At 70.7% G+C, this 24,018-nt stretch carries 26 protein-coding genes; 14 read left to right on the forward strand and 12 right to left on the reverse strand.

Going from position 1 to position 24,018, the window contains the following annotated elements; genetic code table 11:
- Positions 1–90: 90 nt before the first annotated feature.
- The 5 genes from ACWDX9_RS08725 to ACWDX9_RS08745 are packed head-to-tail and all read left to right on the forward strand — an operon-like array spanning position 91 to position 5,807.
- Complete coding sequence (locus ACWDX9_RS08725) at positions 91–1,905, forward strand: ABC transporter substrate-binding protein (RefSeq protein ID WP_449950716.1); 1,815 nt, start codon at positions 91–93, stop codon at positions 1,903–1,905.
- Positions 1,902–2,954, forward strand: a complete 1,053-nt coding sequence (locus ACWDX9_RS08730) for an ABC transporter permease (RefSeq protein WP_449950719.1) — start codon at positions 1,902–1,904, stop codon at positions 2,952–2,954. The genes ACWDX9_RS08725 and ACWDX9_RS08730 overlap by 4 nt, the downstream gene beginning before the upstream one ends.
- A complete protein-coding gene (locus ACWDX9_RS08735; protein WP_449950722.1) occupies positions 2,951–3,832 on the forward strand; it encodes an ABC transporter permease in 882 nt (293 codons plus the stop codon). Before ACWDX9_RS08730 ends, ACWDX9_RS08735 begins: the two co-directional genes overlap by 4 nt.
- Positions 3,829–4,803, forward strand: a complete 975-nt coding sequence (locus tag ACWDX9_RS08740) for an ABC transporter ATP-binding protein (protein ID WP_449950725.1) — start codon at positions 3,829–3,831, stop codon at positions 4,801–4,803. Before ACWDX9_RS08735 ends, ACWDX9_RS08740 begins: the two co-directional genes overlap by 4 nt.
- Positions 4,800–5,807, forward strand: a complete 1,008-nt coding sequence (locus tag ACWDX9_RS08745) for an ABC transporter ATP-binding protein (RefSeq protein WP_397369089.1) — start codon at positions 4,800–4,802, stop codon at positions 5,805–5,807. Before ACWDX9_RS08740 ends, ACWDX9_RS08745 begins: the two co-directional genes overlap by 4 nt.
- Here ACWDX9_RS08745 and ACWDX9_RS08750 read toward each other — a convergent pair.
- Positions 5,804–6,451: a response regulator gene (locus ACWDX9_RS08750; protein ID WP_449950728.1), complete on the reverse strand. Its 648-nt coding sequence runs from the start codon at positions 6,449–6,451 to the stop codon at positions 5,804–5,806. The genes ACWDX9_RS08745 and ACWDX9_RS08750 overlap by 4 nt on opposite strands.
- A complete protein-coding gene (locus ACWDX9_RS08755) occupies positions 6,448–7,545 on the reverse strand; it encodes a sensor histidine kinase (RefSeq protein WP_449950731.1) in 1,098 nt (365 codons plus the stop codon). Before ACWDX9_RS08755 ends, ACWDX9_RS08750 begins: the two co-directional genes overlap by 4 nt.
- A 109-nt stretch (positions 7,546–7,654) precedes the next feature.
- On the opposite strand from ACWDX9_RS08755, the gene ACWDX9_RS08760 reads away from it, so the two are divergent.
- Positions 7,655–8,731: an alpha/beta hydrolase family protein gene (locus ACWDX9_RS08760; RefSeq protein ID WP_449950734.1), complete on the forward strand. Its 1,077-nt coding sequence runs from the start codon at positions 7,655–7,657 to the stop codon at positions 8,729–8,731.
- Here the strand turns inward: ACWDX9_RS08760 and ACWDX9_RS08765 are convergent.
- Together ACWDX9_RS08765 and ACWDX9_RS08770 are read right to left on the reverse strand one after the other, a co-directional pair.
- Positions 8,692–9,516 (reverse strand): NmrA family NAD(P)-binding protein, encoded by an 825-nt coding sequence (locus ACWDX9_RS08765; RefSeq protein WP_449950737.1) that lies wholly within the window; start codon positions 9,514–9,516, stop codon positions 8,692–8,694. The two genes, ACWDX9_RS08760 and ACWDX9_RS08765, sit on opposite strands and share 40 nt — an antisense overlap.
- A 61-nt stretch (positions 9,517–9,577) precedes the next feature.
- Positions 9,578–10,756: an FAD-dependent monooxygenase gene (locus ACWDX9_RS08770; RefSeq protein ID WP_449950740.1), complete on the reverse strand. Its 1,179-nt coding sequence runs from the start codon at positions 10,754–10,756 to the stop codon at positions 9,578–9,580.
- A 73-nt stretch (positions 10,757–10,829) separates the two neighbouring features.
- On the opposite strand from ACWDX9_RS08770, the gene ACWDX9_RS08775 reads away from it, so the two are divergent.
- Entirely contained in the window at positions 10,830–11,396 is a 567-nt protein-coding gene (locus ACWDX9_RS08775; RefSeq protein ID WP_449950743.1) for a TetR/AcrR family transcriptional regulator, read from the forward strand.
- Between the two features lie 8 nt (positions 11,397–11,404).
- Here ACWDX9_RS08775 and ACWDX9_RS08780 read toward each other — a convergent pair whose 3' ends face one another.
- From ACWDX9_RS08780 to ACWDX9_RS08790, 3 genes are read right to left on the reverse strand one after another with little or no spacing between them, the layout of a single operon-like run.
- Positions 11,405–12,043, reverse strand: a complete 639-nt coding sequence (locus ACWDX9_RS08780; protein ID WP_449950746.1) for a maleylpyruvate isomerase N-terminal domain-containing protein — start codon at positions 12,041–12,043, stop codon at positions 11,405–11,407.
- Positions 12,044–12,062: 19 nt separating this feature from the next.
- Positions 12,063–12,377 carry a DMT family transporter gene (locus ACWDX9_RS08785; RefSeq protein ID WP_449950749.1) on the reverse strand — a complete coding sequence of 105 codons (315 nt, stop codon included), beginning with the start codon at positions 12,375–12,377 and terminating at the stop codon, positions 12,063–12,065.
- On the reverse strand, positions 12,374–13,003 hold the full coding sequence (locus ACWDX9_RS08790) for an FMN-dependent NADH-azoreductase (RefSeq protein WP_449950752.1): 630 nt from the start codon (positions 13,001–13,003) through the stop codon (positions 12,374–12,376). The genes ACWDX9_RS08785 and ACWDX9_RS08790 overlap by 4 nt, the downstream gene beginning before the upstream one ends.
- 81 nt (positions 13,004–13,084) lie before the next feature.
- On the opposite strand from ACWDX9_RS08790, the gene ACWDX9_RS08795 reads away from it, so the two are divergent.
- Positions 13,085–13,645 carry a TetR/AcrR family transcriptional regulator gene (locus ACWDX9_RS08795; RefSeq protein ID WP_449950755.1) on the forward strand — a complete coding sequence of 187 codons (561 nt, stop codon included), beginning with the start codon at positions 13,085–13,087 and terminating at the stop codon, positions 13,643–13,645.
- On the opposite strand, the gene ACWDX9_RS08800 is transcribed toward ACWDX9_RS08795, so the two are convergent.
- From ACWDX9_RS08800 to ACWDX9_RS08810, 3 genes are all read right to left on the reverse strand, one after another.
- Positions 13,626–14,354, reverse strand: coding sequence for a nucleotidyltransferase domain-containing protein (locus tag ACWDX9_RS08800; protein WP_449950758.1), 729 nt, complete (start codon positions 14,352–14,354; stop codon positions 13,626–13,628). The genes ACWDX9_RS08795 and ACWDX9_RS08800 overlap by 20 nt on opposite strands.
- A gap of 80 nt (positions 14,355–14,434) precedes the next feature.
- Positions 14,435–15,373 (reverse strand): ribose-phosphate diphosphokinase, encoded by a 939-nt coding sequence (locus ACWDX9_RS08805; RefSeq protein ID WP_449950761.1) that lies wholly within the window; start codon positions 15,371–15,373, stop codon positions 14,435–14,437.
- A gap of 58 nt (positions 15,374–15,431) precedes the next feature.
- Positions 15,432–16,061 carry an HAD family hydrolase gene (locus ACWDX9_RS08810; protein WP_449950764.1) on the reverse strand — a complete coding sequence of 210 codons (630 nt, stop codon included), beginning with the start codon at positions 16,059–16,061 and terminating at the stop codon, positions 15,432–15,434.
- Between the two features lie 146 nt (positions 16,062–16,207).
- On the opposite strand from ACWDX9_RS08810, the gene ACWDX9_RS08815 reads away from it, so the two are divergent.
- A complete protein-coding gene (locus ACWDX9_RS08815; protein WP_449950767.1) occupies positions 16,208–18,007 on the forward strand; it encodes an alkyl/aryl-sulfatase in 1,800 nt (599 codons plus the stop codon).
- Between the two features lie 22 nt (positions 18,008–18,029).
- Here ACWDX9_RS08815 and ACWDX9_RS08820 read toward each other — a convergent pair whose 3' ends face one another.
- Entirely contained in the window at positions 18,030–18,515 is a 486-nt protein-coding gene (locus tag ACWDX9_RS08820; RefSeq protein ID WP_449950770.1) for a hypothetical protein, read from the reverse strand.
- 34 nt (positions 18,516–18,549) lie between these two features.
- Entirely contained in the window at positions 18,550–19,959 is a 1,410-nt protein-coding gene (locus ACWDX9_RS08825) for a purine-cytosine permease family protein (RefSeq protein WP_449950773.1), read from the reverse strand.
- Between the two features lie 67 nt (positions 19,960–20,026).
- Between ACWDX9_RS08825 and ACWDX9_RS08830 the strand changes: the two genes are divergently transcribed.
- The 5 genes from ACWDX9_RS08830 (at position 20,027) to ACWDX9_RS08850 (ending at position 23,979) form a co-directional block, all read left to right on the forward strand.
- A complete protein-coding gene (locus ACWDX9_RS08830; RefSeq protein WP_449950776.1) occupies positions 20,027–21,421 on the forward strand; it encodes an MFS transporter in 1,395 nt (464 codons plus the stop codon).
- Between the two features lie 113 nt (positions 21,422–21,534).
- On the forward strand, positions 21,535–21,909 hold the full coding sequence (locus tag ACWDX9_RS08835) for a hypothetical protein (protein WP_449950780.1): 375 nt from the start codon (positions 21,535–21,537) through the stop codon (positions 21,907–21,909).
- Between the two features lie 64 nt (positions 21,910–21,973).
- Positions 21,974–22,378, forward strand: coding sequence for a hypothetical protein (locus ACWDX9_RS08840; RefSeq protein WP_449950783.1), 405 nt, complete (start codon positions 21,974–21,976; stop codon positions 22,376–22,378).
- Positions 22,379–22,486: 108 nt separating this feature from the next.
- Positions 22,487–23,032 (forward strand): RNA polymerase sigma factor, encoded by a 546-nt coding sequence (locus ACWDX9_RS08845; protein WP_364259149.1) that lies wholly within the window; start codon positions 22,487–22,489, stop codon positions 23,030–23,032.
- Positions 23,029–23,979, forward strand: a complete 951-nt coding sequence (locus ACWDX9_RS08850) for a hypothetical protein (RefSeq protein WP_449950786.1) — start codon at positions 23,029–23,031, stop codon at positions 23,977–23,979. The genes ACWDX9_RS08845 and ACWDX9_RS08850 overlap by 4 nt, the downstream gene beginning before the upstream one ends.
- The last annotated feature ends 39 nt before the right edge of the window (positions 23,980–24,018 follow it).

Genomic DNA, 24,018 nt, shown 5'->3' on the forward strand with positions numbered 1-24,018 from the left:
AAACAATTTTCCGCAGCGCGTTGACACGCGGACTCCCTATGGTGTGCCTTTCTCTACACAGGAAAACCCCCGCCTGAAGGTGAGGCACATATGAGGAAATGGATCGCGCGCCTGGCAGCGCTAGGTGTCGCGCTGTTAGTGGCGGGTCAGGGCGCGACAGCCGCCCATGCCCAGGAGCCCGCGGCGGGGAAGAAGGTACTGCGCGTCGGGGCCACGCAGACGATGGACTCGATGAACCCGTTCCTGGCGGTCCGCCTGGTCTCGACCTCGATCCACCGCTGGATGTACGGCTTCCTCACGGTGCCCGACTCCAAGACGCTGCAGCCCAGCCCGGACCTGGCCGAGTCGTGGACCACCACGCCCGACGGGCTCACGTGGACGTTCAAGATCCGTGCGGCCAAGTGGTCGGACGGCAAGCCCGTCACGGCCGATGACGCGGCCTGGACGTTCAACAAGATCATGACGGACGAGGCCGCCAAGACGGCCAACGGCCCGGCGGTCGAGAACTTCGAGAGCGTCACCGCCAGCGGCCAGGACCTGACGATCAAGCTCAAGTCGCCGCAGGCGTCCATGCTGGACAACCCGATCCCGATCATGCCCAAGCATGTCTGGGAGTCGGTCACCGACATGGCCAACTACGACGCCGAGAAGTACCCGGCCGTCACCAGCGGCCCGTACATCGCGATCGAGCACAAGAAGGACCAGTACGTCAAGCTGCAGGCCAACCCCAACTACTGGCGGGGCAAGCCCAAGATCGACGAGCTGCAGGTCATCTTCTACGACAACCCGCAGGCCGCCGTCGCCGGCCTCAAGAACGGCGACATCGACCTGCTCGGCCGCATGTCCCCGGCCGAGTTCGAGGCCATCCAGAACGACCAGAACATCGAGGCGTGGAACACCCAGGGCCGCCGCGCGGCGTACCTGCAGATCAACCACGGCGCCACCACCACGGACAACAAGCCCGTCGGTGACGGCCACCCGGCCCTGAAGGACGTCAAGGTCCGCCAGGCTCTGCACTACGCCATCGACAAGCAGAAGCTGGTCGACGAGGTCCAGAACGGCCTGGCCAAGCCCGCCGACGGCTCGATCGTGCCGCCGATGTTCAAGGACTTCTTCTGGGAGGCCACGGGCGACGAGAAGGTCGGCTACGACCCCGCCAAGGCCAACAAGATCCTCGACGACGCCGGCTACAAGAAGGGCTCCGACGGCATCCGCACGATGCCCGACGGCAAGCGCAAGCTGGAGTTCCGCTTCAGCATCCACACCGACACCCCGGTCGAGGACAAGCTCGCCGAGTACCTGACGGGCTTCTTCAAGGAGATCGGCATCACGCTGACCACCGTGAAGCTCGACTCCAGCAAGTTCACCGAGCAGACGGGCGTCACCGGTCTCTTCGACATCGCGATCAGCGGCTGGTCGGTCAACCCCGACCCCGAGGAGGTCCTGGCGACGCACCTGTGCAGCCGTCGGCCGGCCCCGGGCGGCGAGGGCGGCGGCACCGAGTCGTTCTTCTGCGACGAGACCTTCGAGAAGCTCTACCAGGAGCAGCTGAAGGAGCTCGACCGGCCCAAGCGCGCCGAGACCATCAAGAAGATGGAGGAGCGGCTCTACACCGAGGCCCCGGTCATCGCGATCTACTACCCGAACGACCTCGAGGGCTACCGCAAGGACCGGGTCACCAGCATCACCCCGATCCCCGAGGACAAGGGCCTCCTGTACGGCGGCAGCGGCTACTGGCCGTTCTACACCGTGGACGTCAAGGCCACGGCGGCGAGCGGCGGAAGCAGCGGCGGCGGCTCCAACACCGGCCTCATCGCCGGCATCGTGGGTGGCGTCGTGGTCATCGGACTGGCGGGCTTCTTCCTGAGCAGGCGGCGTAAGAGCGTCGCAGACGAGCGCGAATGACCACTCCGCTAGAAGCAGCAGAGCCCGCCGTCCAGGCGGCGGGCCCTGGTGATGAGCGCTCCACCAGCCGCGGCACGCTGCAGTACGCGCTGTCCAAGGCCGGTGGGGCGCTGTTCAGCATCGCCATGGTGATCGTGGGGACATTCTTCGTGTTCCGGCTGCTGCCCGGCGACCCGGTGCGCAACCTGGCGCAGGGCCGCAACATGACGCCGGACCAGCTCAACCTCGAACGCCACCGGCTCGGCCTGGACAAGCCGGTGCTCCAGCAGTTCTTCGACTTCGTGGGCAACACGCTCAGGCTCGACCTGGGCACGTCCTACGAGTACAAGCGGCCGGTCCTGGACCTGATCGGCGAGCGCATCGGCCCGACGCTGCTCCTCGCGGGCACGGGTCTGGTCATCGCCGTCAGCCTCGGGATCTGGCAGGGCACGCGGTCCGGATGGCGGCCGGGCACCAAGTTCGACCGCTTCTCCACCAGCGTGTCGCTGGTGCTCTGGTCGGTGCCCACGTTCTGGCTGGGACTGCTGCTGATGATGGTGTTCGGCGTCGGCATCGGGCCCATTCCCGGCCTCTTCCCGTTCAGGGGCATCGAGAGCGTGGACGCGCCGGACGGCTTCGCGTACGTGCTGGACGTGGCCTCGCACATGGTCCTGCCGTGCCTGACCCTGGTGGGCGTGGTCTACGCCCAGTACCTGCTGATCATGCGCTCGTCGCTGCTGGAGGAGGTCAGCCAGGACTACGTGACCGTGGCCAGGGCCAAGGGACTCCGGGACGACGAGGTCCGGCGGCGCCACGCGGTGCCCAACGCGCTGCTGCCCACGGTGACGCTGGTGTTCATGCGCATCGGCTTCGTGGTCGGCGGCGCGGTCACCGTGGAGACGATCTACACCTGGCCCGGCCTGGGGCAGCTGTTCTACCGCGCGATCAAGGTGCCTGACTTCACGCTCATGCAAGGGACGTTCCTGCTGATCACCGTGGCCGTGATCCTCATGAACACGCTGGCCGACGTGGTCTACCACATGCTCGACCCGAGAGTGAGGTCGGCATGACCAGCGTCGCCGCGGCCCGCAGACGGCTCGCCCTGAGCCGGTTCTGGACCGAGTTCCGCACCCACCGAGCAGGCCTCGCCGGGATGGTGGTCCTGCTCATCGCCGTGGTGTTCGCACTGGTCGCGCCGCTGTTCATCGACGAGGGCGTGACCAGCGTCGTCGACGCCACCGGGGGCAAGTTCGCCGCGCCGAGCCTCGACTTCCCCTTCGGGACCGACGAGTCCGGCCGCTCGATCCTGCTGATGATCTGGTGGGGCTCGCGTACGTCGCTGCTCATCGGCTTCCTGGCCGCCCTGCTCAGCATCGTGATCGGCACGGTCATCGGCATCGCCGCGGGGCACTTCCGCGGTTGGGCCGGCGGCGCGCTCATGCGGGTCACGGACTGGTTCCTGGTGCTGCCCTCGCTGGTGACCGCGCTGGTGCTGGCGGCCATCCTGGGCGGCACCACGTTCACGGTGATCATGGCGATAGCGGTCACCTCCTGGCCGTCGACCGCCCGCCTGATCAGGGCGCAGACGCTCGCCGTGGAGGCCCGGCCGTACATCGAGCGGTCGAAGGCGCTCGGCGGCGGGCACTGGCACATCACCACCCGGCACGTGCTCCCCAACGTGGCGCCGCTGCTGCTGGCCAGCACCACGCTGGAGGTGGCCAGCGCGATCGTCACCGAGTCCACGCTGGCCTTCCTGGGCGCCAGCGCGAACAAGACGTCATGGGGGACCATGCTGCGCTCCTCCTACGACTACGGCGCGGCCACGCAGGGCGCGTGGTGGTACATCCTCATCCCCGGTCTCGCCATCCTGGCCGTCGTCATGGCGTTCACCCTCGTCGGGCGGGCGCTGGAGGCCGTGCTGAACCCGCGGCTCAGGAGGGCGGCATGAGTCTGCTTGAACTCGATGATGTGTCGGTGACGTACCGCATCGCCTCGGGCGAGGTGCCCGCCGTGCGCGGTGTGTCGCTGACGCTCGACTCCGGGGCGGCACTCGGAGTCGCCGGCGAGTCGGGATCCGGCAAATCGACGTTGGCCATGGCGCTGATGCGGCTCCTGCCCCGCGACGCGCGCGTCGGTGGCCGGATCCTGCTCGACGGCGAGGACGTGCTCACCATGAAGTGGGGCCGCATGCGCGCCGTACGGTGGGCCGAGGCCTCCATCGTGTTCCAGGGCGCGCAGCACGGGCTCAACCCGGTGCGCAGGATCGGCGACCAGATCGCCGAGCCGCTGCTCGTCCACGGCCTGGCCAAGCCGGAGGCCGCCCGCAAGCGCGTGGCCGAGCTGCTCGAACAGGTCGGCCTGCCCACCTGGCGGGCCCGCAGCTACCCGCACGAGCTGTCCGGCGGGCAGCGGCAGCGGGTGATGATCGCGATGGCGCTGGCCTGCTCGCCCCGGCTGATCATCGCCGACGAGCCGACCACCGCGCTCGACGTGATGGTGCAGGCCCAGGTCCTGACGCTGATCAAGGATCTCGTCGCCGAGCACGGCATCTCGCTGATCATGATCTCGCACGACCTGTCGGTGCTGGCGGACGTGTGCGGGCAGCTCGCGGTCATGTACGCGGGCCGCGTCGTCGAGTACGGGCCGTCCGCCGAGGTGTTCCACGACGCCAAGCACCCCTACAGCCGCGCGCTGGCGGCGGCGTTCCCCACGGTCGGCGACCCGGCCTCGCGGCTGGCCCCGAAGGGCCTCGGAGGCGACCCGCCCGACCCGATGCAGCTCCCGGGCGGCTGCTCGTTCCACCCGCGCTGCCCGGTCGCGCTGGACGAATGCGCCACGCTGGACGTGGCGCTGTGGCCCGCGGGTGAGCGCCGTACCGCCGCTTGCGTGCACGTTCGCGAGAAGGAGGGGGCCTCATGACCGAGACGCAGACCACCGCCGAGGCGGTCTCGACGGCCCGGCCGAGCCTGCTGGAGGCCCGTGACCTGCGCGTGGAGTTCTCCTCGCGCGGCCGCCGCGCCAAGGCCGTGGACGGCGTGAACCTGGCCGTCGGCGAGGGCGAGATCGTGGCCCTGGTCGGCGAGTCGGGCTGCGGCAAGACCACGCTGGCGCGCACGCTGCTCGGCCTCGAACGCCCCACCTCGGGCGAGGTCCGCTACGGCGGCGCCGCCCTGGACTACGGCTCCAGGGCGCTCAAGGCCTACCGCAGGCAGGTGCAGCTCGTCCTGCAGGACCCGACCGGCTCGCTCAACCCCAGGCACACCGTGTACGAGGCGGTCGCCGAGGGCCCGCGCATCCACGGCCTGCCGGACGAGCGGGAGGTCGTGGCCGAGGCCCTGTCCAGGGCGGGGCTGCGGCCGCCGGACCGGTTCTTCCTGCGTTACCCGCACGAGCTGTCCGGCGGGCAGCGGCAGCGCGTGGTGATCGCCGGTGCGCTGGCGCTGAACCCGAAGGTGCTGATCGCCGACGAGCCGGTGGCCTCGCTGGACGCCTCCGTACGCGGCGAGATCCTGGCCCTGATGCTGCGGCTGCGCGACGAGCTGGGGCTGTCGGCGCTGGTCGTCACCCACGACCTGGGCCTGGCCTGGAACATCGCCGACCGGGTGGCGGTCATGTACCTGGGCCGGATCGTCGAGTCGGGGCCGGTGGAGCAGGTGCTGACCGCGCCGCGGCACCCGTACACGCAGGCCCTGATGTCGGTGCTGCCGGAGTCTCCCGAGCGGGTGGTGCTGACCGGCGAGCCGCCGGACCCGACCCGGATCCCGGGCGGGTGCCGTTTCCACGCCCGCTGCCAGGTGCTCGCCTCCGGGAAGGCAGCCGAGGCGGGGGTGGACGCCAGGTGCCGTTCGGAGCTGCTGGACATCCTGCCGGCCGTGCCCGAGGCCCAGGCGGCCTGCTACTACGCGGACGCTCTCGACGCTTAGCCCAGGTCGGCGTCGTGGACCAGGATGGCGGCCTGGACGCGGTTGGCCAGGCCCAGCTTGGCCAGCACGCGGCTGACGTGCGCCTTCACCGTCGCCTCCGTCAGGCGTAGCTCGCGGCCGATCTCGGCGTTGGACAGGCCGCGGGCGACGGCCCCGATCACGTCCTCCTCCCGCCCGGTGAGCCGGTCGAGCTGCCTGCGCGCCACCTCGGCACGGGAGGGGGCGCGGTTGGCGTACGAGGCGATCAGGCGCCTGGTGACCGAGGGCGAGAGCATGGCCTGGCCGCCGGCGACCGTGCGGACGGCGGCGGCCAGCTCTCTCGGCGGGGTGTCCTTGAGCAGGAACCCGACCGCGCCCAGGCGCAGCGCCTCGTGCACGTACGCGTCCAGGTCGAACGTGGTCAGCATGATCAACTTTGGTGCGTCCGGCTCGGACAGGAGCCGCGCGGCGGCGGTCAGGCCGTCCATGCCCGGCATGCGGACGTCCATCAGCACGACCTCGGGCCGCAGCCGCCGCACGGCGGAGACGGCCTCGGCGCCGTCGCGGGCCTCGCCGGCGACCGCGATGTCGCCCGCCGCCTCCAGGATCAGCCGCAGCCCCGAACGGACGAGCTCCTCGTCGTCCACGACGAGCACCCTGATCATGCCGGGATCCTGGCGCTCACGAGGAAACCGCCGCCGTCCTGGGCGCTGGTACGCAGCGTGCCGCCGAGCAGCTCCACCCGTTCCCGCAGCCCCACCAGGCCCCAGCCCGCGCCGGGCAGCTCCCCGGGCGGCTCCTTGGGCGCCTCGTTGCGCACCTCCACCTCCAGTTCCTCTGGCCGGTAGCGGATGAGCACGTCCGTGGCGGCGTCGCCCGCGTGCTTGTGCACGTTGGTGAGCGCCTCCTGGACCACCCGGTACGCCGTCCGCTCCACGCTCGGCTCGACGGGCCGCGCCTCGCCCTCGTCCTGCCTGGTCACCGCGATGCCCAGGGCACGGGACTGGTCGAGCAGCCGGTCGAGGTCCCCCAGGGCGGGCGGCGGTTGGAGCGGAGAGCTCTCGGGCGTGCGCAGGACGCCCAGCACGTCGCGCAGGTTCGTCAGCGCCTCGCGCCCGATCCCGCCGATCAGGGCGGCGGCCCGCTCCGTCTCCTCGTCGGAGGCCCGCATCTCCAGCGCTCCCGCGTGCAGCACCATGAGCGAGACCCGGTGCGCGACCACGTCGTGCATCTCCCTGGCGATCCTGGCCCGCTCCTGCGCCCTGGCCTGCTCGGCCCGCATGACCTGCTCGTGCTCGCGGCGCTCCGCGCGCTCCCCGGCCACTTCCCGGCGGGTGCGCACCAGGAGGCCGAGCGCCAGCGGCAGCCCGATCACGGCCAGCGCCAGGATCAGGGCGTTGCCCGTGGTGGCGGTCATCAGCTCGTACGGGCCTGCCTGGTACACGCCCGCGAGCGCGGCGACCCCGCACACGGCCAGGCAGCCGCCGAGGTAGGCGGCCAGGCGCCGCCCGCTCAGGGTCAGGCCCGCGAAGTAGGAGGCCACCAGCAGCGGCGGCCACATCACCAGCCACACGTAGCCGACGGCGCCCACCGCGGCCAGCGGCCACCAGGACCGCCGCGCCTGCCAGGCGGCCAGGCCCGCGACCGCGGCGACCGCGACGAGCACCGGGAGCGGCAGGCTCGACGGCACCCCGGCCTGCCCCTTCACCACGAACAGCGAGGCCGCGAACACACCGGCGCCGAGCAGCACGAACCGCATGCCTCACAGCGTATGGGCCACCCGGAAAAGGACATTACGACGAAAGTAGTAAGAGCCGATCGACGATCGGGGCGTCCCGGGCGGCGGCCTCCGGCACCAGCCTGGGCCCATGCGTAAAACCCTTGTGACAGTCGCGATGTCCCTGTCCGTCCTCGCCGGAGCCGCTCCGGCGCAGGCGGCCGACCTCGCCCTTCCGAAGCCGACCGGGCCGCGGTCCGTCGGCACGACCAGCCTGCACCTCGTGGATGCGAGCCGCCCCGACCCCTGGAACCCCGAGGCGTCCCGGCGGGAGCTGATGGTCTCGCTCTGGTACCCGGCCAGGAAGGCCGTGGGGCGGCCCGCGCCGTACGTGACGCCCCAGGAGTCGGCCGCCATCGTGAAGGGCTTCCCGGGCGTCTCCCCGGACGCGCTCACGAAGACCAGGACGTACGCCAGGCTCGACGCCCCCGTGCGAGGGGGGAAGCTGCCCCTGGTCGTCATGTCGCCGGGCTTCTCCTTCCCGCGCGCCACCCTGACCTCGCTGGCCGAGGAGCTGGCGAGCAGGGGATACCTGGTGGCGGCGGTGGAGCACACGTACGAGTCGGTCGCGACCACGTTCCCCGACGGCCGGACCACCACCTGTCTGGCCTGCGTGAAGGGCCAGGACAACGTCAAGGTGGCCGCGAGCCGGGTCAAGGACGTGCGGTTCGTGCTCGGCGAGCTGGTCAAGGGCCGGTGGGGCAAGGCGATCGACCGGTCGAGGATCGCCATGGTCGGCCACTCCATGGGCGGGTACGCCACCGCCCAGACCATGCTGGCCGACACCCGGATCAGGGCCGGCGTCAACCTGGACGGCACGTTCGCGCTGGAGGAGCCGCTCGACCGGCCGTTCATGCTGGTCGGGGCGCCGGGGCACGCGCCCGGCTACGGGTCCTGGGACAAGGCCTGGGTCAATCTGAAGGGCTGGAAGCGCTGGATCACGGTGGCGGGGACCGACCACTCGGCGTTCGTCGACTACGCCGTGCTCAGGCCGGCGCTCGGGCTGCCCGCGCAGGAGCTGGACGGCGCGCGGGCGCTGCGGATCACCCGCGCTCACCTGGTCGGCTTCCTCGACCTGCACCTGCTCGGTAAGCGGACTCCGGTCGAGGACCATCCCGAGGTCACCGATCACACCCGGAACGCGTCGGCGTTCTCCGAGGCCCACTGAGCGAAGCTGCGCGCGTCCCGGCCGGTGACCTCGCGCACGGTCGGGACCACCGTGTAGCCGACCTCCGGGGTGTTGCCCAGGGCCTGCATGAGGAACTCGATGGTCTGCTTGCCCATGCCGTCGGCGGCCCACTTGGCCCGCGCCTCGTCCACGGTCAGCTCCACGTACTCGACGTGGCTGCCGATCGACGTCCCCAGGATCTCGACCTTCTGCCTGAGCGTGATCGCCTCGGGACCCGTCAGCACGTACGTCCTGCCGCCGTGGCCGCCCTCGACCAGCACCGTCGCGGCCACGGCGGCGATGTCGCGCTCGTGCACGAGGGCGCTCAGCCGGTCGCCGAACGGCTCCTTGATGACGCCTTCCGTCTTCACCGTCTGCGCCCACCAGCGCAGCGTGTTGGACATGAACTCGACCGGGTGCAGCAGCGTCCACTCCAGGTCGGCCGCGGCCAGCGCCTGCTCGAGCGGGCCGTCCTCGCGCCCGCCCAGCACGGTGACCCGCCGCACGCCCGCCTTGACGGCCAGCTCCACGATCGTGGCGCCGTCCGGCAGGGGCGCGTAGTCGTCGCCCGCGAAGTTGATGAGGTGCGCGCCGGTGACGCCCTCGAAGGCGTCCTCCAGCGTCTCGGGCCGGGCGAGGTCACCGGCGACGACCTCGACGCTCTCGGGGAGTCCGGCCTTGGCGGGGTTCCTGGTCAGGGCGCGTACGTGCTGCCCGGCCGCGAGGAGCTCCTCGACGACGAGACGGCCGACGGTCCCGGTGGCTCCGGTGACGAGGATGGTCATGGCGAACCCCTTTTTCTTCGGAACGGAACGTTCTGCTCTTACTATAGCAGAACGGAACGCTTCATTCCGAATAATTCTTGAGCGAGATGGCGTTCGCGGCGCGGTGGATGGGGCCGGCGATCCTGTCGATCATCCGGTCGCGGCCGGGGAGGTGCGGGAGCAGCCTGATCATCCTGGTCTGGAGCCAGACGGCCAGGGACGAGCCGATCACCATGCCCTTGACGTTGGCCGGCCCGAGCGCCTGGTTCGCCTCGACGAACTCGCGCATCTCGCGCTCGTAGCCCTCCGTCCCGCCGCCGCCGGCCAGCTCGCCGGCCAGCACGTACGCGCCCACGAGCGCCAGGCTCGTGCCCTGCCCGGCGGCCGGCGAGGCGCAGTACGCCGCGTCGCCCACCAGCACGACGCGCCCCTTGGACCAGCGGTCCATGTGGATCTGGGTGACCGAGTCGAAGTAGAAGTCCTTGGCGTCGCTTACGGACTCCAGCAGCGCGGGAACCTCCCAGCCGACCCCCGCCATGGCCTTCACCAGCAGCTCCTTCTGGCCCTCGACGTCGCGGTGGTCGTAGGCCAGCGGCTCGGACGACCACATGAACAGCGCCTTGGCGCGGGTGTCCTGGCGCGTGCTGTAGACGTTCGCGGTCCGGCCGGGGGCCACGTGCACGGCCTCCTCGCGGTCCAGGCCCAAGGTGTTGGGGACGGTGCAGATGGAGATGTAGTAGCCGAGGTCGCGGGCGTACCGGGACTCCTCGCCGAAGGCGATCCTCCTGGTGTTGGAGTGCGCGCCGTCGGCCCCGACGACCAGGTCGAACCTGCGGGGCGCGGAGCGCTCGAACGTCACCGTGCCGTCCGCCGCGATGCCCGTGACGGAGTCGTCGAAGACGTACTCGACGTCGTGGCGGGTGAGGTCGTACAGGAGCTCGTTGAGGTCGCCGCGCATGATCTCGGCGTCGTCGCCCGTGCGCCCGCCGAACAGGTCGGCGTCCATGGTCGCGATCTTCCTGCCCCTGGCGTCGTAGTGGGTGGCGATCCGCATGTCCGTGCTCGCCGCGCGGACCGCCTCCATGAGGCCCATGCGCTCGATGACCTGGAGGGCCACGCCCCGGATGTCCACCTTGTAGCCGCCCTCGCGGATCGCGGGGGCCCGCTCGACCACGGTCACGTCGAAGCCGTGCCGCCTGAGCCAGTACGCGGTCGCGGTGCCGGCGATGCTTGCGCCTGAGATGAGGATGCTCTTCGTCATGGCCCTGACGGTACACATGTCTCAGACGTTTGTCTAGGACGGATTTTCCAGACGTTTGTGCTAGGCTGCGAGCATGGGAAACAGGGAAGATCTGCTGGCCGGGGCCAAGCGATGCTTGATCGAGAAGGGCTACTCGCGTACGACGGCGCGCGACATCGCCAACGCGTCCGGGGTGAGCCTGGCGGGCATCGGTTACCACTTCAAGTCGAAGGAGGCGCTGATGAACGAGGCGCTCTTCGAGGCGATGCGGGAGTGGGGGGACGACCTTGCGCAGACCCTGACCGCCGACGTCAAACCGGACGCCACGCCGCTGGAGCGGTTCGAGACGGCCTGGGACCGGGTGGTGGAGTCGTTCACCCGCCTGCGGCCGCTGTGGCTGACGCAGTTCGAGCTGCTGGGGCAGATCGACCACCTGCCGGAGGTGCGCGAGCAACTGGTGCGGGCCACCGGGGAGGCGCGGCTGGGGCTGGCCGAGCTGTTCGAGGGGGTGGAGCCGGGGGGTGATCCGGAGCGTGAGCGGCTGGCGGGGACGCTCTACCAGGCGCTCCTGACGGGCTTCCTGTCGCAGTGGCTCCTCGACCCGGACAGCGCCCTGTCGGGCCGCGAGGTGGTCACGGCCCTGCGCTCATTCGCTTCCTGACGAGACGGTCAGAAGGCGCTGATGGTGGCGGGGGCGCGTTCGGTGCGGCTGAGCGTGCGGATGACCGCGGTGGCCCCGTGCCGGTGGACGGCCAGCCGGGCCAGCAGCTCGACCACGGGATCGATGATCGAGGACGGCAGCTCCGGCGTGTCCAGCCCCACGCTCGCCGCCAGGTCGTCCGAGTGCACGACCAGCTCCACGAGCCGCGTGAGCAGGAAGTCGTCGAGCCGCAGCGACCACCCCGTCCACGGCAGGCCCACGACTCGGTCGTCGGGTTCGGCGGGCAGCGCGGCGGTCAGCAGGTCGAGCAGCTCCTGCGTCCGGTCCGCCAGCGCCCCGGGCCCGTCCGCGGCGGCGGCCTGGCCGCCGCGCCGGACGCTCACGTTGCTCTCGTGGTCGAGCCCCGCCTGCACCCACGGCGACCTCGAATAGTGCTCCAGGAGCCCGACCGGCTCGCCGGCCACCCCATCGGGGACGAGCACGTCACGGGCGCGGACGAGTTGGTGGGCCAGGTGTCCCGCCAGCCCCGCGACGCTGAACTCGGTCAGCGCGCTCGGCTTGTCCCAGGCCGCCGCCACGGCGGGATCGCGCAGCAGCGAGACCGCCGACGTCGCGGCTACCAGATAGGACTGCCTGATTTCCCCCATTTGCCGCCCTTCCCCTGGTTTAGGTGGTAACTCGCGCCAAGACTATCCCTCCGACAATCAGGGCGAGCGCCGCCATCCGGCCGACCGAGACGGGGTCGTCGTTGAGCACGATGCCCAGGGTGATCGCGCCGACCGCGCCGATGCCCGTGAAGACGGCGTACGCGGTGCCGACGGGCAGCGTGTTCATCGCCCGGGACAGCAGCCAGACGGCGGCGGCCATCAGGACGAGGGACACGAGCGTGGGCACCGGCCGGGTGAAGTTCTGCGTCGGTTTGATGCTCTGCGACCACGCCACCTCGACGAGTCCGGCGAGGAACAGGACGATCCAGTTCACCGGGCCGCCTCCTTGAGCGCCGCTGCCAGGGACTGCTCGTGGCTGTCGCGCAGGTGCGCCAGGGCCGGGTCGAGCCGCGCGTTGACCAGCTCCGCGTGGATGAACGTCACGTCCTCGACCCTGAAGTGCCCCTTGAAGAAGTCGCGCAGGTAGCGCTCCTGGTGGTCGTAGGGCTCGCGGGGCGTGCCCGGCCCGTACGCGCCGCCCCGCGCGCTCGTCACCACGAACGAGCGGCCTTCGAGCGACATCTTCGGGAACGTGATCTGGTCGAGCCAGGCCTTGAGCGAGGAGGGGATCGAGTAGTTGTACATCGGGGTGCCGATCAGGATCACCTCGGCCGCCACCAGCTCGTCGAGCAGCGGCTCCACGACGGCCCACGCCTGCCGCTGGGCAGGCGTCCGCACCGCCTCCCGATAGCGCGAAATGTCGGTGATCTCGTGTTCGAGGATGTGGTCGCAGAGCTCGGTCCACGCCTCGCCGATGTGCGGCACGGGCTGCGCGGCCAGGTCCCGGTACGCGTACCGGCGATCGGGATGCGCGGCCCGCCACGTGTCGGCGTACACGGCGGACAGTCTGCGCGAGAACGACGACGCCCGGCGCGCGCTCGCGTCCAGATGCAGCAGCATGATCTCTCCCTTGAAGGCGCTAAGCGGACACGCTGTCCACTTCAATATAACCGGACGCCGTGTCCACATACAATCGGACGCATGGAGAGAGCCGACGCCGCGCGGAACCGCGCGCGCATCCTGGAGGCGGCCGCGCAGCTCTTCGCGGAGCGGCTCCCGCAGGACGTGACGATGGACGACATCGCGAAGAAGGCCGGGGTGGGCCGGGGCACGCTCTACCGCCGCTACCCCGACCGGGCGTCGATCGCCGTCGCGCTCCTCGACGAGCACGAGCGGGCGCTGCAGGAGCGGCTGCTGCGCGGCGACCCGCCGCTCGGCCCGGGAGCGCCGCCCGCCGAGCGGCTCGCCGCCTTCTACGCCGCGATGGTGCGCCTGCTGGAGGACCACCGGCACCTGGTCCTCGGCTCGGAGGTGGGCCGCTCGCGCTTCGAGACGGGCGCGTACGGCTTCTGGCGGGCGCACGTGCGCGCGCTCCTGGTCGCGGCCCGCACCCCGGATCCCGACGCGCTGGTGGACGTCCTGCTCGCGCCCCTGGCCCCCGAGGTGTACGGCTACCAGCGCTCGGTGCTCGGCCTGGCCCCGGAGCAGATCACGCGGGCGCTGGCCGGGCTCACGGCGACCCTCAGGTCAGGGCCTTCCTGATGGCGGACCTGAGGAACGCGCGGGCCAGCCTCCCCCTCCTGAACCGGCTCAGCACCGGCCGCGCCGTGCCGTACCTGCGTGCCCGGATGTCGGCCACCACGTTCTCCGGCGCCCCGAGCTCGGCGAGCACGTCGAGGGCCTCCCGCTTGCTGATCATCCGCCCTTCCCGCAGCGTGACCGTGGCCCGGGCGACCGTGAGCAGGCCCAGGTCCACCCAGATGTCGCGCAGCCAGCGCCGCCGGGCCCGCGTCTTGACGAGCCAGTAGTCGCGCAGGTCGCCGCGTACGAAGTCGGTCAGCTCCTCGTCCGACACCGGCGGCAGCAGCCCGGCGGGCGGCGGGCCGTACAGCTCCAGGGCCCCTTCGTGCAGCTCGCGGCGGGTGACCGCGCTGACGGGACGGCGGAAGATGCGCTCGTGCGCCCAGGTCACGTGCTCGACCGAGGGGTCGGCCAGCTCCTCCCTGGCCAGGTACGAGCAGTGCAGGTGCGCGGCCAGCGGCCCGTCGAGCGCCCGGTGGGCGGCCTTGATCCGGCGCCACTGCTCCATCGTCACCGGGGTGTCGACGACCGCGATCAGATCCAGGTCGCTGCGGCCGGGCTGGTAGTCATCGGTGGCGAGCGAACCGTGTGCCCATAAGGCGACCAAGGGCACGGCCGGTTCGACGCCCCGGAGAAAGTCGCTCAGCAGTCGTTCGGTGGCCGCGTGCATACTGGTCACTATGATCGATAAAGCGCCGAGTGGGAAAGCCGCGCAGATCACAGCGGGTCCACGCGGCTCCGGTCAGGTCGTCACGACGCGTTGAACAGCGCGCTCACCGACTCCCCGTCGTGGATCCGGCGCATGGCCTCGGCCAGCGCGGGCGCGATCGACAGCACGGTGAGCTTGTCGATGGGCTTGGGCGACGGCACGGTGTTGGTGCAGACGATCTCCTCGACCTCCGGCAGCGCGCTCAGCCGCTCCACCGCTCCGCCCGCGAACAGCCCGTGCGTGCAGGCCACCCGCACCGAGCGGGCTCCCCGCTCGCGCAGCCGGTCGAGCAGTTCGATGACCGTGCTGCCCTTGGCGATCTCGTCGTCCAGGATGATCACGTCCTTGCCCGTGACGTCGCCGATCACGGAGCTGATCACCACGCGGTCGTCGCTGAAGCGCTGCTTGGCGCCCATGGCGACGCCGGTGCCGAGCAGGCGGGCGAAGTGGGCGGCCTCCTTGGCGTTGCCGAGGTCGGGGGAGACGACGACCGTGTTCGACAGGTCGTACTGGCGGAAGTGCGCGGCCAGCTCGCGCAGCGCGTGCAGGTGGTCGACGGGGACGCTGAAGAAGCCGTGCACCTGCGGCGAGTGGAGTGTCATGGCCAGCACGCGGCTGGCGCCCGCGGCCACCATCAGGTCGGCGACCAGCCGCGCGCCGATCGAGATGCGCGGGGCGTCTTTCTTGTCCGACCTGGCATAGGCGTAATGCGGCAGGACCACAGTGGTCCGCGCCGCGGACGCGCCGCGCGCCGCGTCCAGCATCAGCAGCAGCTCGACCAGATGCTCCTGTACGGGCGGCACGAGCGGCTGGATGAGGAAGACGTCGCGTTCACGGCAGTTGGCCTGGAGCTGTACTTCGAGGACGTCGTTGGCGAAGCGCTCGATGCGCACCGGATGGAGTGGCGTACCCAGATGCCTGCAGATCTCTTCAGCCAGCTCAGGGTGGGCGCTTCCAGAAAAAACCGTGATGTCTCGCACGATTCCGTAAGCATAGCCACCCGACCTCGGCGTTCACATGAGCGACCCGGGGGTGCGGTCAAACGAGCAGCAGATCGGCGGTCAGCTCGTCGAGGCCGGGCAGGACCCGCCAGGCCAGGGCCAGCGCGTCGGGCGCGGGCGGGTAGTGCGGGTGCGGCACGGCGATCACGCGCATGCCCGCCGCGTGCGCCGAACGCAGCCCGTTGCTCGAATCCTCCACCGCCACGCACTTGCTCGGGTCCGCCCCGATCCGCCGGGCGGCCTCGAGGTATCCGTCGGGCGCCGGCTTGCCGCGGGCGACCTCCTCGGTCGAGACCGTGGCCGCGAAGCACTCCTCGATCTCGGCCGCGTCCAGCACCACGTCGATCAGCCTGCGCGGAGACGAGCTGGCCAGCCCCAGCATGACGGCGTCGGACAGCCGCCGCACCGTCTCCACCGCCCCCGGCATCAGCGGCACCCCGTCGCGGTAGTGTGCGGCCATCTGGTCCACCACGCCCCGCGCGATCTCGTCGGGAGGCATCGACACCCCCAGCGAGTGCAGGTACGCGGCCCACTCCCCGGTGCTCATGCCCATGAGCCTGGACTGCGTGTCGGGCTGCCAGGTGCCGCCGTGTTCGGCGACGAACGCCCGGCGCACCTCCTCCCACACGGGCTCGGAGTCCACCAGCACACCATCGAGGTCGAACACACACGCTTCCACCCGACCAGCCAACCACACGGCCCCATCACTCGGCGCCGAGGAGCCGGGCCAGGTCTGTCCGTATTGCCCTAGATTCATGCTATTAGGGGTGTTTATTGAGCTATCTGGAGTGATTCCTGGGCACTCGGCTAGACATGGCAGACCTTCCATTTCACGACAAGGACGATTTCGCGGACGCCGACCGCGGCTTCATCGCGAAGCTGAGTCCGGCAGTGATCCAAGCGGCCGACGGTCGGGTCATCTGGGACAACGACTCCTACGACTTCCTCCAGGGGGAGTGCCCGGCGACGGCCCATCCCAGCCTCTGGCGGCAGGGCCAGCTGTGCGCCAGGCAAGGTCTGTACGAGGTCGCGGAGGGCGTCTACCAGGTACGCGGCCTGGACCTGTCGAACATGACCCTGGTCGAGGGGGAGCGCGGCGTCCTCGTGATCGACCCGCTGATCTCCACGGAGTGCGCCGCCGCCGCGCTCCGGCTCTACCGAGAGCACCGCGGCGACCGCCCGGTCACCGGCGTGGTCTACACCCACTCGCACGTCGACCACTTCGGCGGCGTACGCGGCGTCACCGGGGGAGGCGTGCCGATCCTGGCCCCGGAGGGGTTCATGGAGCACGCGGTGTCGGAGAACGTCTACGCGGGCCCCGCCATGACCCGCCGGGCCGTCTACATGTACGGCCCCGCCCTGCCCCGCTCGCCCGAGGGCCAGATCGGCTGCGGCCTCGGGATGACCAACTCGACGGGCACCGTGTCGCTCATCCCGCCCACGACGGACATCACCCGTACCGGTCAGGAGGAGACCGTCGACGGGATCCGGATGCTCTTCCAGCTCACGCCCGGCACCGAGGCCCCCGCCGAGATGAACTTCCTCTTCCCCGACCGCCGCGTCCTGTGCCTGGCCGAGAACGCCACGCACAACCAGCACAACATCATCACCCTGCGCGGCGCCATGGTCCGCGACGCCCGCGCCTGGGCGCGCTACCTGAACGAGGCCGTCACGCTGTTCGCCGACCGCGCCGACGTCGCCTTCGCCTCGCACCACTGGCCCACCTGGGGCCGCGGCGGCATCGTCCGCTTCCTCGAACAGCAGCGGGACATGTACGCGTACCTGCACGACCAGACGCTGCGGCTGCTCAACAAGGGCCTGACCGGGCCCGAGATCGCCGAGGCCATGCACATGCCGCCCGAGCTGGAGCAGGCCTGGCACACGCACGGCTACTACGGCTCGGTCAGCCACAACGTCAAGGCCGTCTACCAGCGCTACCTGGGATGGTTCGACGGGAACCCGGCGCATCTGTGGGAGCACCCGCCGCGGGAGAGCGCCGTCCGGTACGTCGACTGCCTGGGCGGCGGCTCGGCCGTGGTCGCGTTCGCCAGGCGCTACATCGACGAGAACGACCTGCGCTTCGCCGCCCAGCTGCTCAACCACGCCGTCTTCGCCGACGAGGGCAACAAGGAGGCCCGCGACCTGCTCGCCGAGGTCTACACCCGGCTCGGCCACGGCGCCGAGAACGCCGTGTGGCGCAACTTCTACCTCATGGGCGCGCTGGAGCTGTCCGACGGCATCGTGCCCGCCACCGTGGACGCCGGCTCGCTCGACCTGCTCGCCGCGCTGTCCGTGGAGCAGATCTTCGACTCGCTCGCCATCCGCGTGGACGGGCCGCGCGCCTGGCACGAGCGGCTGTCGATCGACTGGTACCTGACCGACCTGGGGGAGCGGTACCGTACGACGCTCTCGAACGGCGCGCTCATCCAGCAGCGGGAGCCCGCGGACGAGAGCGCCGACCTGACGCTGCGGCTGACGAAGGACCAGCTCGTGGGGCTGCTGGCGGGCAAGGGGGTCGGGGGCGTGGAGCGCGAGGGGGACACCGGGGCGCTGCAGCGGCTGGTCGCCGTGCTCGACCACACGACACCCGACTTCGCGATCGTCACGGCCTGAGCCTCCGCCCTCGCTCAGGCGGTCACGGCCTGAGCGAGGGCTCTTGCTCGGGCCGTTCGACCTCGTGGCGCAGCGCCTTGCAGGCCAGCGCCAGCAGGGTCACCACCGCGGCCCCGATGCCCGGCCCGAGCACCAGCGGCAGGGTCAGCTCGCCGGCGTGCCACACCGCCGCCAGGATCGCCGCCGAGGTCAGCACCGCCACCCCGAACATCGCCCCCCACAGCGGCAGCACGTCCAGGTACGCGAACAGCAGCGGGAACGCCAGCCACACGAACGGCGGCGCCGCCACCGCCAGCACCACCCATCCGGCCGTCACGAGCCCGAGCCACACGACCCGCCGCCGTCCGGACATCAGTGGACCGGCGGCATAGGCGAGGCCGAGCGCCAGCCCCCCGACGGCCACGGCCACCCGGTCCTCGCGCAGCGAGCCCGCCACCGCGGGCACCAGAAGCCCGCAGGCCGTGGCGTGCACCGCCCACCGCAGCAACCGCGACGGAATGTCCATCATTACTCACCAAGAGTAACCTCAGGACCCGGCGCCGTCACGCCTCGCGGCGCCGCCCGGTGAAGACGGTGATCAGGAAGTACAGCAGCCCGGCCAGCACGAGGGCGATGACCACGCCGATGTTCGCCCCACCGAACGTGCCCGCCTTCATCTCGTCGCTCATCAGGAAGCCGACGATCCTGGCGATGTTCGGGTCGCCCGAGGTGATCAGCCCGAGGCCCACGGCCGACGCCACGACCAGCGAGACCAGCCCGGCCCAGTTGAGCGCGGGCGCACCCGGCCGCAGCAGCCGTTCGTCGTACGACCTGCCGCCCGCGCGCAGCCGCCACATGTCCACCAGGAAGATCGCCACCCAGGCCGCCATCACCACCCCGATGATCGCCAGGAACGCCTGGAAGGTGCCGAGGAAGCTGCTGGACACGAACAGCAGGTAGTAGCCGCCGAGCACCATGAGCGCGCCGTCGATCAGCACCGCGTAGTGCCGCCTGACCGGCACGCCGAGCGCCAGCATCGACAGCCCGGACGAGTAGATGTCCATGATCGCCCCGGCCAGGAAGCCGCCGATGGCGGTCAGCAGGTACGGCAGCAGGAACCACGTCGGCAGCGCCTGGGCCAGCGCGCCCACCGGGTCACCTCCGGCGGCCTCGGCCAGCTTCGGATCGCCGCCCGCCAGCAGCACGCCGAACACGAGCAGCACCATGGGCGGCACCGCGCCACCCAGCGTGGTCCACAGCGCCACCGACCTCGCCCGGGAGTTCGAGGGCAGGTAGCGGGAGTAGTCGGCGCCGCAGTTGACCCAGCCCAGACCCAGCAGCGTCATGGCGAAGACGACCCCGCCGACCCACTCGCCGGGACCCGCGTCGCTCTTCAGCGCCCCGCCGAGCTTCGGCACCATGAGGGCCATGTAGACGATGGTCAGCACGACGAACGCGTACGTCAGGTACCGCTGGACCGCCATGATCAGGGCGTGGCCGTACACGCCGACCGCGATCACCACGACGGCCGCGACGGCGAAGCACGCGGCGGTGGCCGTGGTGGTGGGGACGCCGGGCGCGAGCCGCGCGAGGATCGCCGCGCCGCTCTGCGCGGAGAGCGTGACGAGCACGATCTCCCAGCCGACGTTCGAGATGTAGGAGAAAACGGCGGGCAGCTTGTTCCCCTGGTACCCGAACGGCGCCCGTCCCAGCGTCATCGTCGGCACGCCCGACCGCGTCCCCGCGACCGCGACCAGGCCCACCAGCAGGAACGACAGCGCGTACCCGACCGCCCCGGTGATGATCGCGGGGATCACGCCCAGACCGAGACCGACCATGTACACGCCGAAGGCGACACCGAACAGGGAGAGGTTGGAGCCGGCCCACGGCCAGAAGAGGTCCCCCGGCCGGCCGTGCCGCTCGGCCTCGGGGACCGCGTTGATGCCGTTCTGCTCGACGGTCATCGTGTCCATGATCGGACGTTACTCGCCCCATACCCGGTAAGAGAACCCTCAGACGGTCGGTGAGAGTCTGGACGGCATGAGCGCGGAGACCACCGGGTTCGACAGGCGGCGGCATGCACTGGCCGTGTGCCTGGTGTCGGCGTTCATGACCGGGCTGGACGTGAGCATCGTCAACGTGGCGCTGCCGTCGATCCGCGCCGGCCTGCACGCGACGGCGGACGGCCTGCAGTGGACGGTCTCCGGCTATGCGCTGACGTTCGGCCTGCTGCTGGTACCGGCCGGGCGCATGGGGGACGCCAGGAGTCGCAGGACGCTGTTCATGTGGGGGGTGGCGCTGTTCACGCTCGCCAGCGCGGCGTGCGGCTTCGCCTGGGACATGAAGGTGCTGATCGCGGCCAGGCTCGTGCAGGGCATGGCCGCCGGAACGGTGAACCCGCAGGTGTCGGGGCTGATCCAGCAGATGTTCGCGCGGCACGAGCGGGGCCGGGCGTTCGGCGCGCTGGGCGCCACCATCGGCCTCTCCACGGCCGCCGGGCCGCTGATCGGCGGCGCACTGGTCACCCTGTCCGGGCCCGAGCTGGGGTGGCGTTGGGTGTTCCTGGTGAACGTGCCGATCGGGCTGGCCCTGCTGCCGCTGGCCTGGCACGTCCTGCCGGCCCCGCGCCAGGACGTGCCGCGGCGGCGGGAGAGCATGGACCCGGTGGGCGTGCTCCTCCTGGGTGTCGGGGTGGCGGGCCTGCTGCTGCCCTTCATCCAGCGCCACCAGTGGGAGGGGAACGCCAAATGGCTGATCATCCCCGCCTCGCTCCTGGTCCTGGGCGGCTTCGTGACGTGGGAACGGTTCTACCGCCGCGAGCCTCTCGTGGACCTGGCGCTGTTCAGGAAACGCTCCTATCGCCTCGGCACGGCCATAGGGCTGTTCTACTTCGCCGGATTCACCGGCATCTTCTTCATCTTCACCCTGTACCTGCAGAGCGGCCTCCATTACAGCCCCCTGCTGGCGGGCCTGTCGATCACGCCGTTCGCCCTCGGCTCGGCGTCGTCCAGCGTGGTGGGCGGGCGGCTGGTGTCCCGCGCGGGGCGCCGCGTGGTGGTCATCGGCCTGGTCACGGTGATCGCCGGCCTGGCGGCGACCATGGCCGCCACCGTGCTGGTGCCGGGGCCCGGCGCGGGCCTGGCCACCGCCCTGCCGCTGCTGGTCGCGGGCATCGGCAGCGGCCTGGTCATCTCGCCCAACCAGGCCATCACCCTGTCGGAGGTGCCGCCCGAGGGTGGCGGGAGCGCGGCGGGGGTCCTGCAGACGGGCCAGCGGCTGGGCTCGGCGATCGGCATCGCGACGGCCGGCTCCACGTTCTTCGGCGCGCTCGGCGCGGACTGGGCGACCGCCTTCCGTCACGGCCTGGCGGTGGTCCTGCTGTTCATCTTCCTCTCCCTGGTGGCCGCCGTGTACGACCTCGCCCGCCCGCGTTAGCGGCTCCGCTCGGGACCCCTCCCGGCGCAGGCCTTGTAGAAAGGCCTCACCCCCTGCGGCCGAGCCACTTGAGCACGGCGTACCGGGCCGCAACAGCCGACGAAAGGGAGACCATGCACCCCCGGAAGGCCATCACCGCCCTGACCCTCGCCTGCGCGCTGGTCGCGACGCCGGTCCTCGCCGCGACCCCGGCCGCCGCCTCCGCCCCGAACCTGCGGGCCTGTTACGACGGGAAGTGTAAGTTCACGTTCACGAGGGCCGTGAGCTTCCGCGTCTCCAGCACGTACGGCCTAGGCAGAGTGCGCGTCTCCAAGGAGTACATGGGCGGCCTCTTCAACCAGGACATGGTCGTCGTGCGGGCCCCCGGCCTCACCTCGTCACTGGGGGAGGGCGCCAGAGGGGAGTTCCGGTACGGGAACAAGCGCACGCTCAACTTCCGTGTGCTGTCGATCACCGACCGGGGGGCGACGATCCGTTTCGAAGGATGACCAGGCGTCCCGTTCGCCGGGTCGGCTAGGCTTCGGCGCGGGGGTGGGCACCATCCGAACGAGGTTGCGCAAGCTCCGCGCGGGTGAGCGGGAGTTCGTGTGGAAGGGCAAGATCCACCACGTGTCCGGCGGGCGCGACTGCCACAGATGCGTCCGCCTGCGGGTCTGGGGCGCCGGGAAGAACAGCCGGGTGCTCCAGGCGGACCTGCTGTCGAAGGCGGTCCTGCCGTGGGGCTGCGCGAGCGACAACTCCTACCCGACCCCGAAGGACGTGCGGGAGGTCATCGACCATGCGCTGACGCACGGCTGGGACCCTGACGCCGCCGGCGGGGTCTTCTTCCTGAGCGAGGACGAGCACGCCGCCGCGTTCGAGCTGACCGACTTCCTCCTCACCGACCGCCTCAGGGACGAGGGGGCGCCGGACCCGACCGCCCGCGTGCTCAGCGCCTTCGAACGCACGACTGGCTGAGCTCCTTAGAATTTTCTCCGCTCTGACGCGAAATGATGGCCCTCCTCCCTACATAGGCACAGATGTCCGTACATCGCACTATGAAGGAGCCGGGCATGGGGATGCCTCGTGGATGAGGAACGGGCCAGGTTCGAGTCCGTCTACCAGGAAACGTACGGCCTGATCACGGCGTACGCGGCGCGCCGTTGCGACTCCCCGCAGGATGCGGCGGACGTGGTGGCGGAGACCTTCGCCGTCGCCTGGCGGCGGATACACGACCTCCCGGACGGGGAGGAAGCCACGCTGTGGCTGTACGGCACGGCACGCAAGGTGCTGGCCAACCACTATCGCGGCGAGGTCCGCCGTCAGGCGCGCAGCGTGGAGCTCGACACCGAGATGGCCGACCTGTACGGAGCCTCGCCCGACAGCCGGGTCGAGTTGTCCGCGATCACGCACGTCTTCCGGAGCCTGTCCGACGACGACCGCGAGCTGCTGGCGCTGGTCGCGTGGGAGGGCCTGGACCGGCAGGAGATCGCCACCGTGCTCGGCCTGTCGCGCAACGCCGTACGCATCAGGCTCCACCGCGCCCGCAGGCGCTTCGCCCGCGCGCTGGCCGAGGCGGACGTCCGTTTCACGTCGGAGAGCCGGCTGATCCCGGCGGAGAGGCAGCTGTGAAGAACACCGACGACATCGACACGATCACCCGCTCACTGGCCCGAGTGGAGCCGGGCCGGCCAGGGGGGCAGGCGTCCGACGCGGGGGCGCGGACGCTGCTGGCCTCGATCACCGCCACCGAGCCCGGCCCGCCCGCGGCTCGCCCACGCCCGTATCGGGCCCGGCGCCTGTTCCTGGGGCTGGCCGTGGCGGCCATGCTCGCCGTGGGCATCGTGGTGGGGCAGGGCCTGCTGCGGACCGGGGTGCCGCCTTCGTACGCGGTCACCAAGGACTCCGACGGCGTCGTGTACGTCAAGCTGCGGGATTTCCATGACGCCGCAGGGCTGACGAGGCAACTGCAGGAGCTCAACGTCCCCGCCATCGTCGACTACGTGCCTCCGGGCAAGATGTGCCGGGAACCGCGCGGGACCTACGTCGAGGACATCCCCCCGGGCCTGTACTCCGTACCGGAGAACATTCCCGGAGAAGAGGGGCGCGGCTGGCAGATGCGGATCGACACCAAGCTGTTCAAGCCCGGCCAGACCTTCGTCTGGACGATCGGAGAGCAGACCACCACCACCATCCTGATGACCGGCCCGATCGGGCCGTGCGTCCTGGAGGACAGGCCTGTTCAGAAGGAGGTCAAGCCCGACTACCGGCTGGCGACCCTGAAGGGTCGCTCGCTCGCCGGGCTCCGGGTGGACGAGAAGACCGTCGGCGAGGTCCTGCCCGAGCTCAGGAAGCGCGGACTGAAGGTCACCTTCCTCATCATGGAGATCGCGCCGGGCAACCCGGGCGGCTTCGGCGAGGGCCCCACGCGGACCACTCCCGTGGGCGACGACTGGGTCGTCTGGGAGGCGGAGGAGTCCATCCGCAAGCCCGGAGTGATCCGCCTGCTCGTCACCGACAAGCGTTACGACCGCAACCCTGTCTACGGCGGTCCACGCGACAACGTCATCAAGGAATAACGTTTCTTGATCGGCCAGGAGAAGTGGGGGATCGTGGCG

Source organism: Nonomuraea sp. NPDC003201 (assembly GCF_053590415.1).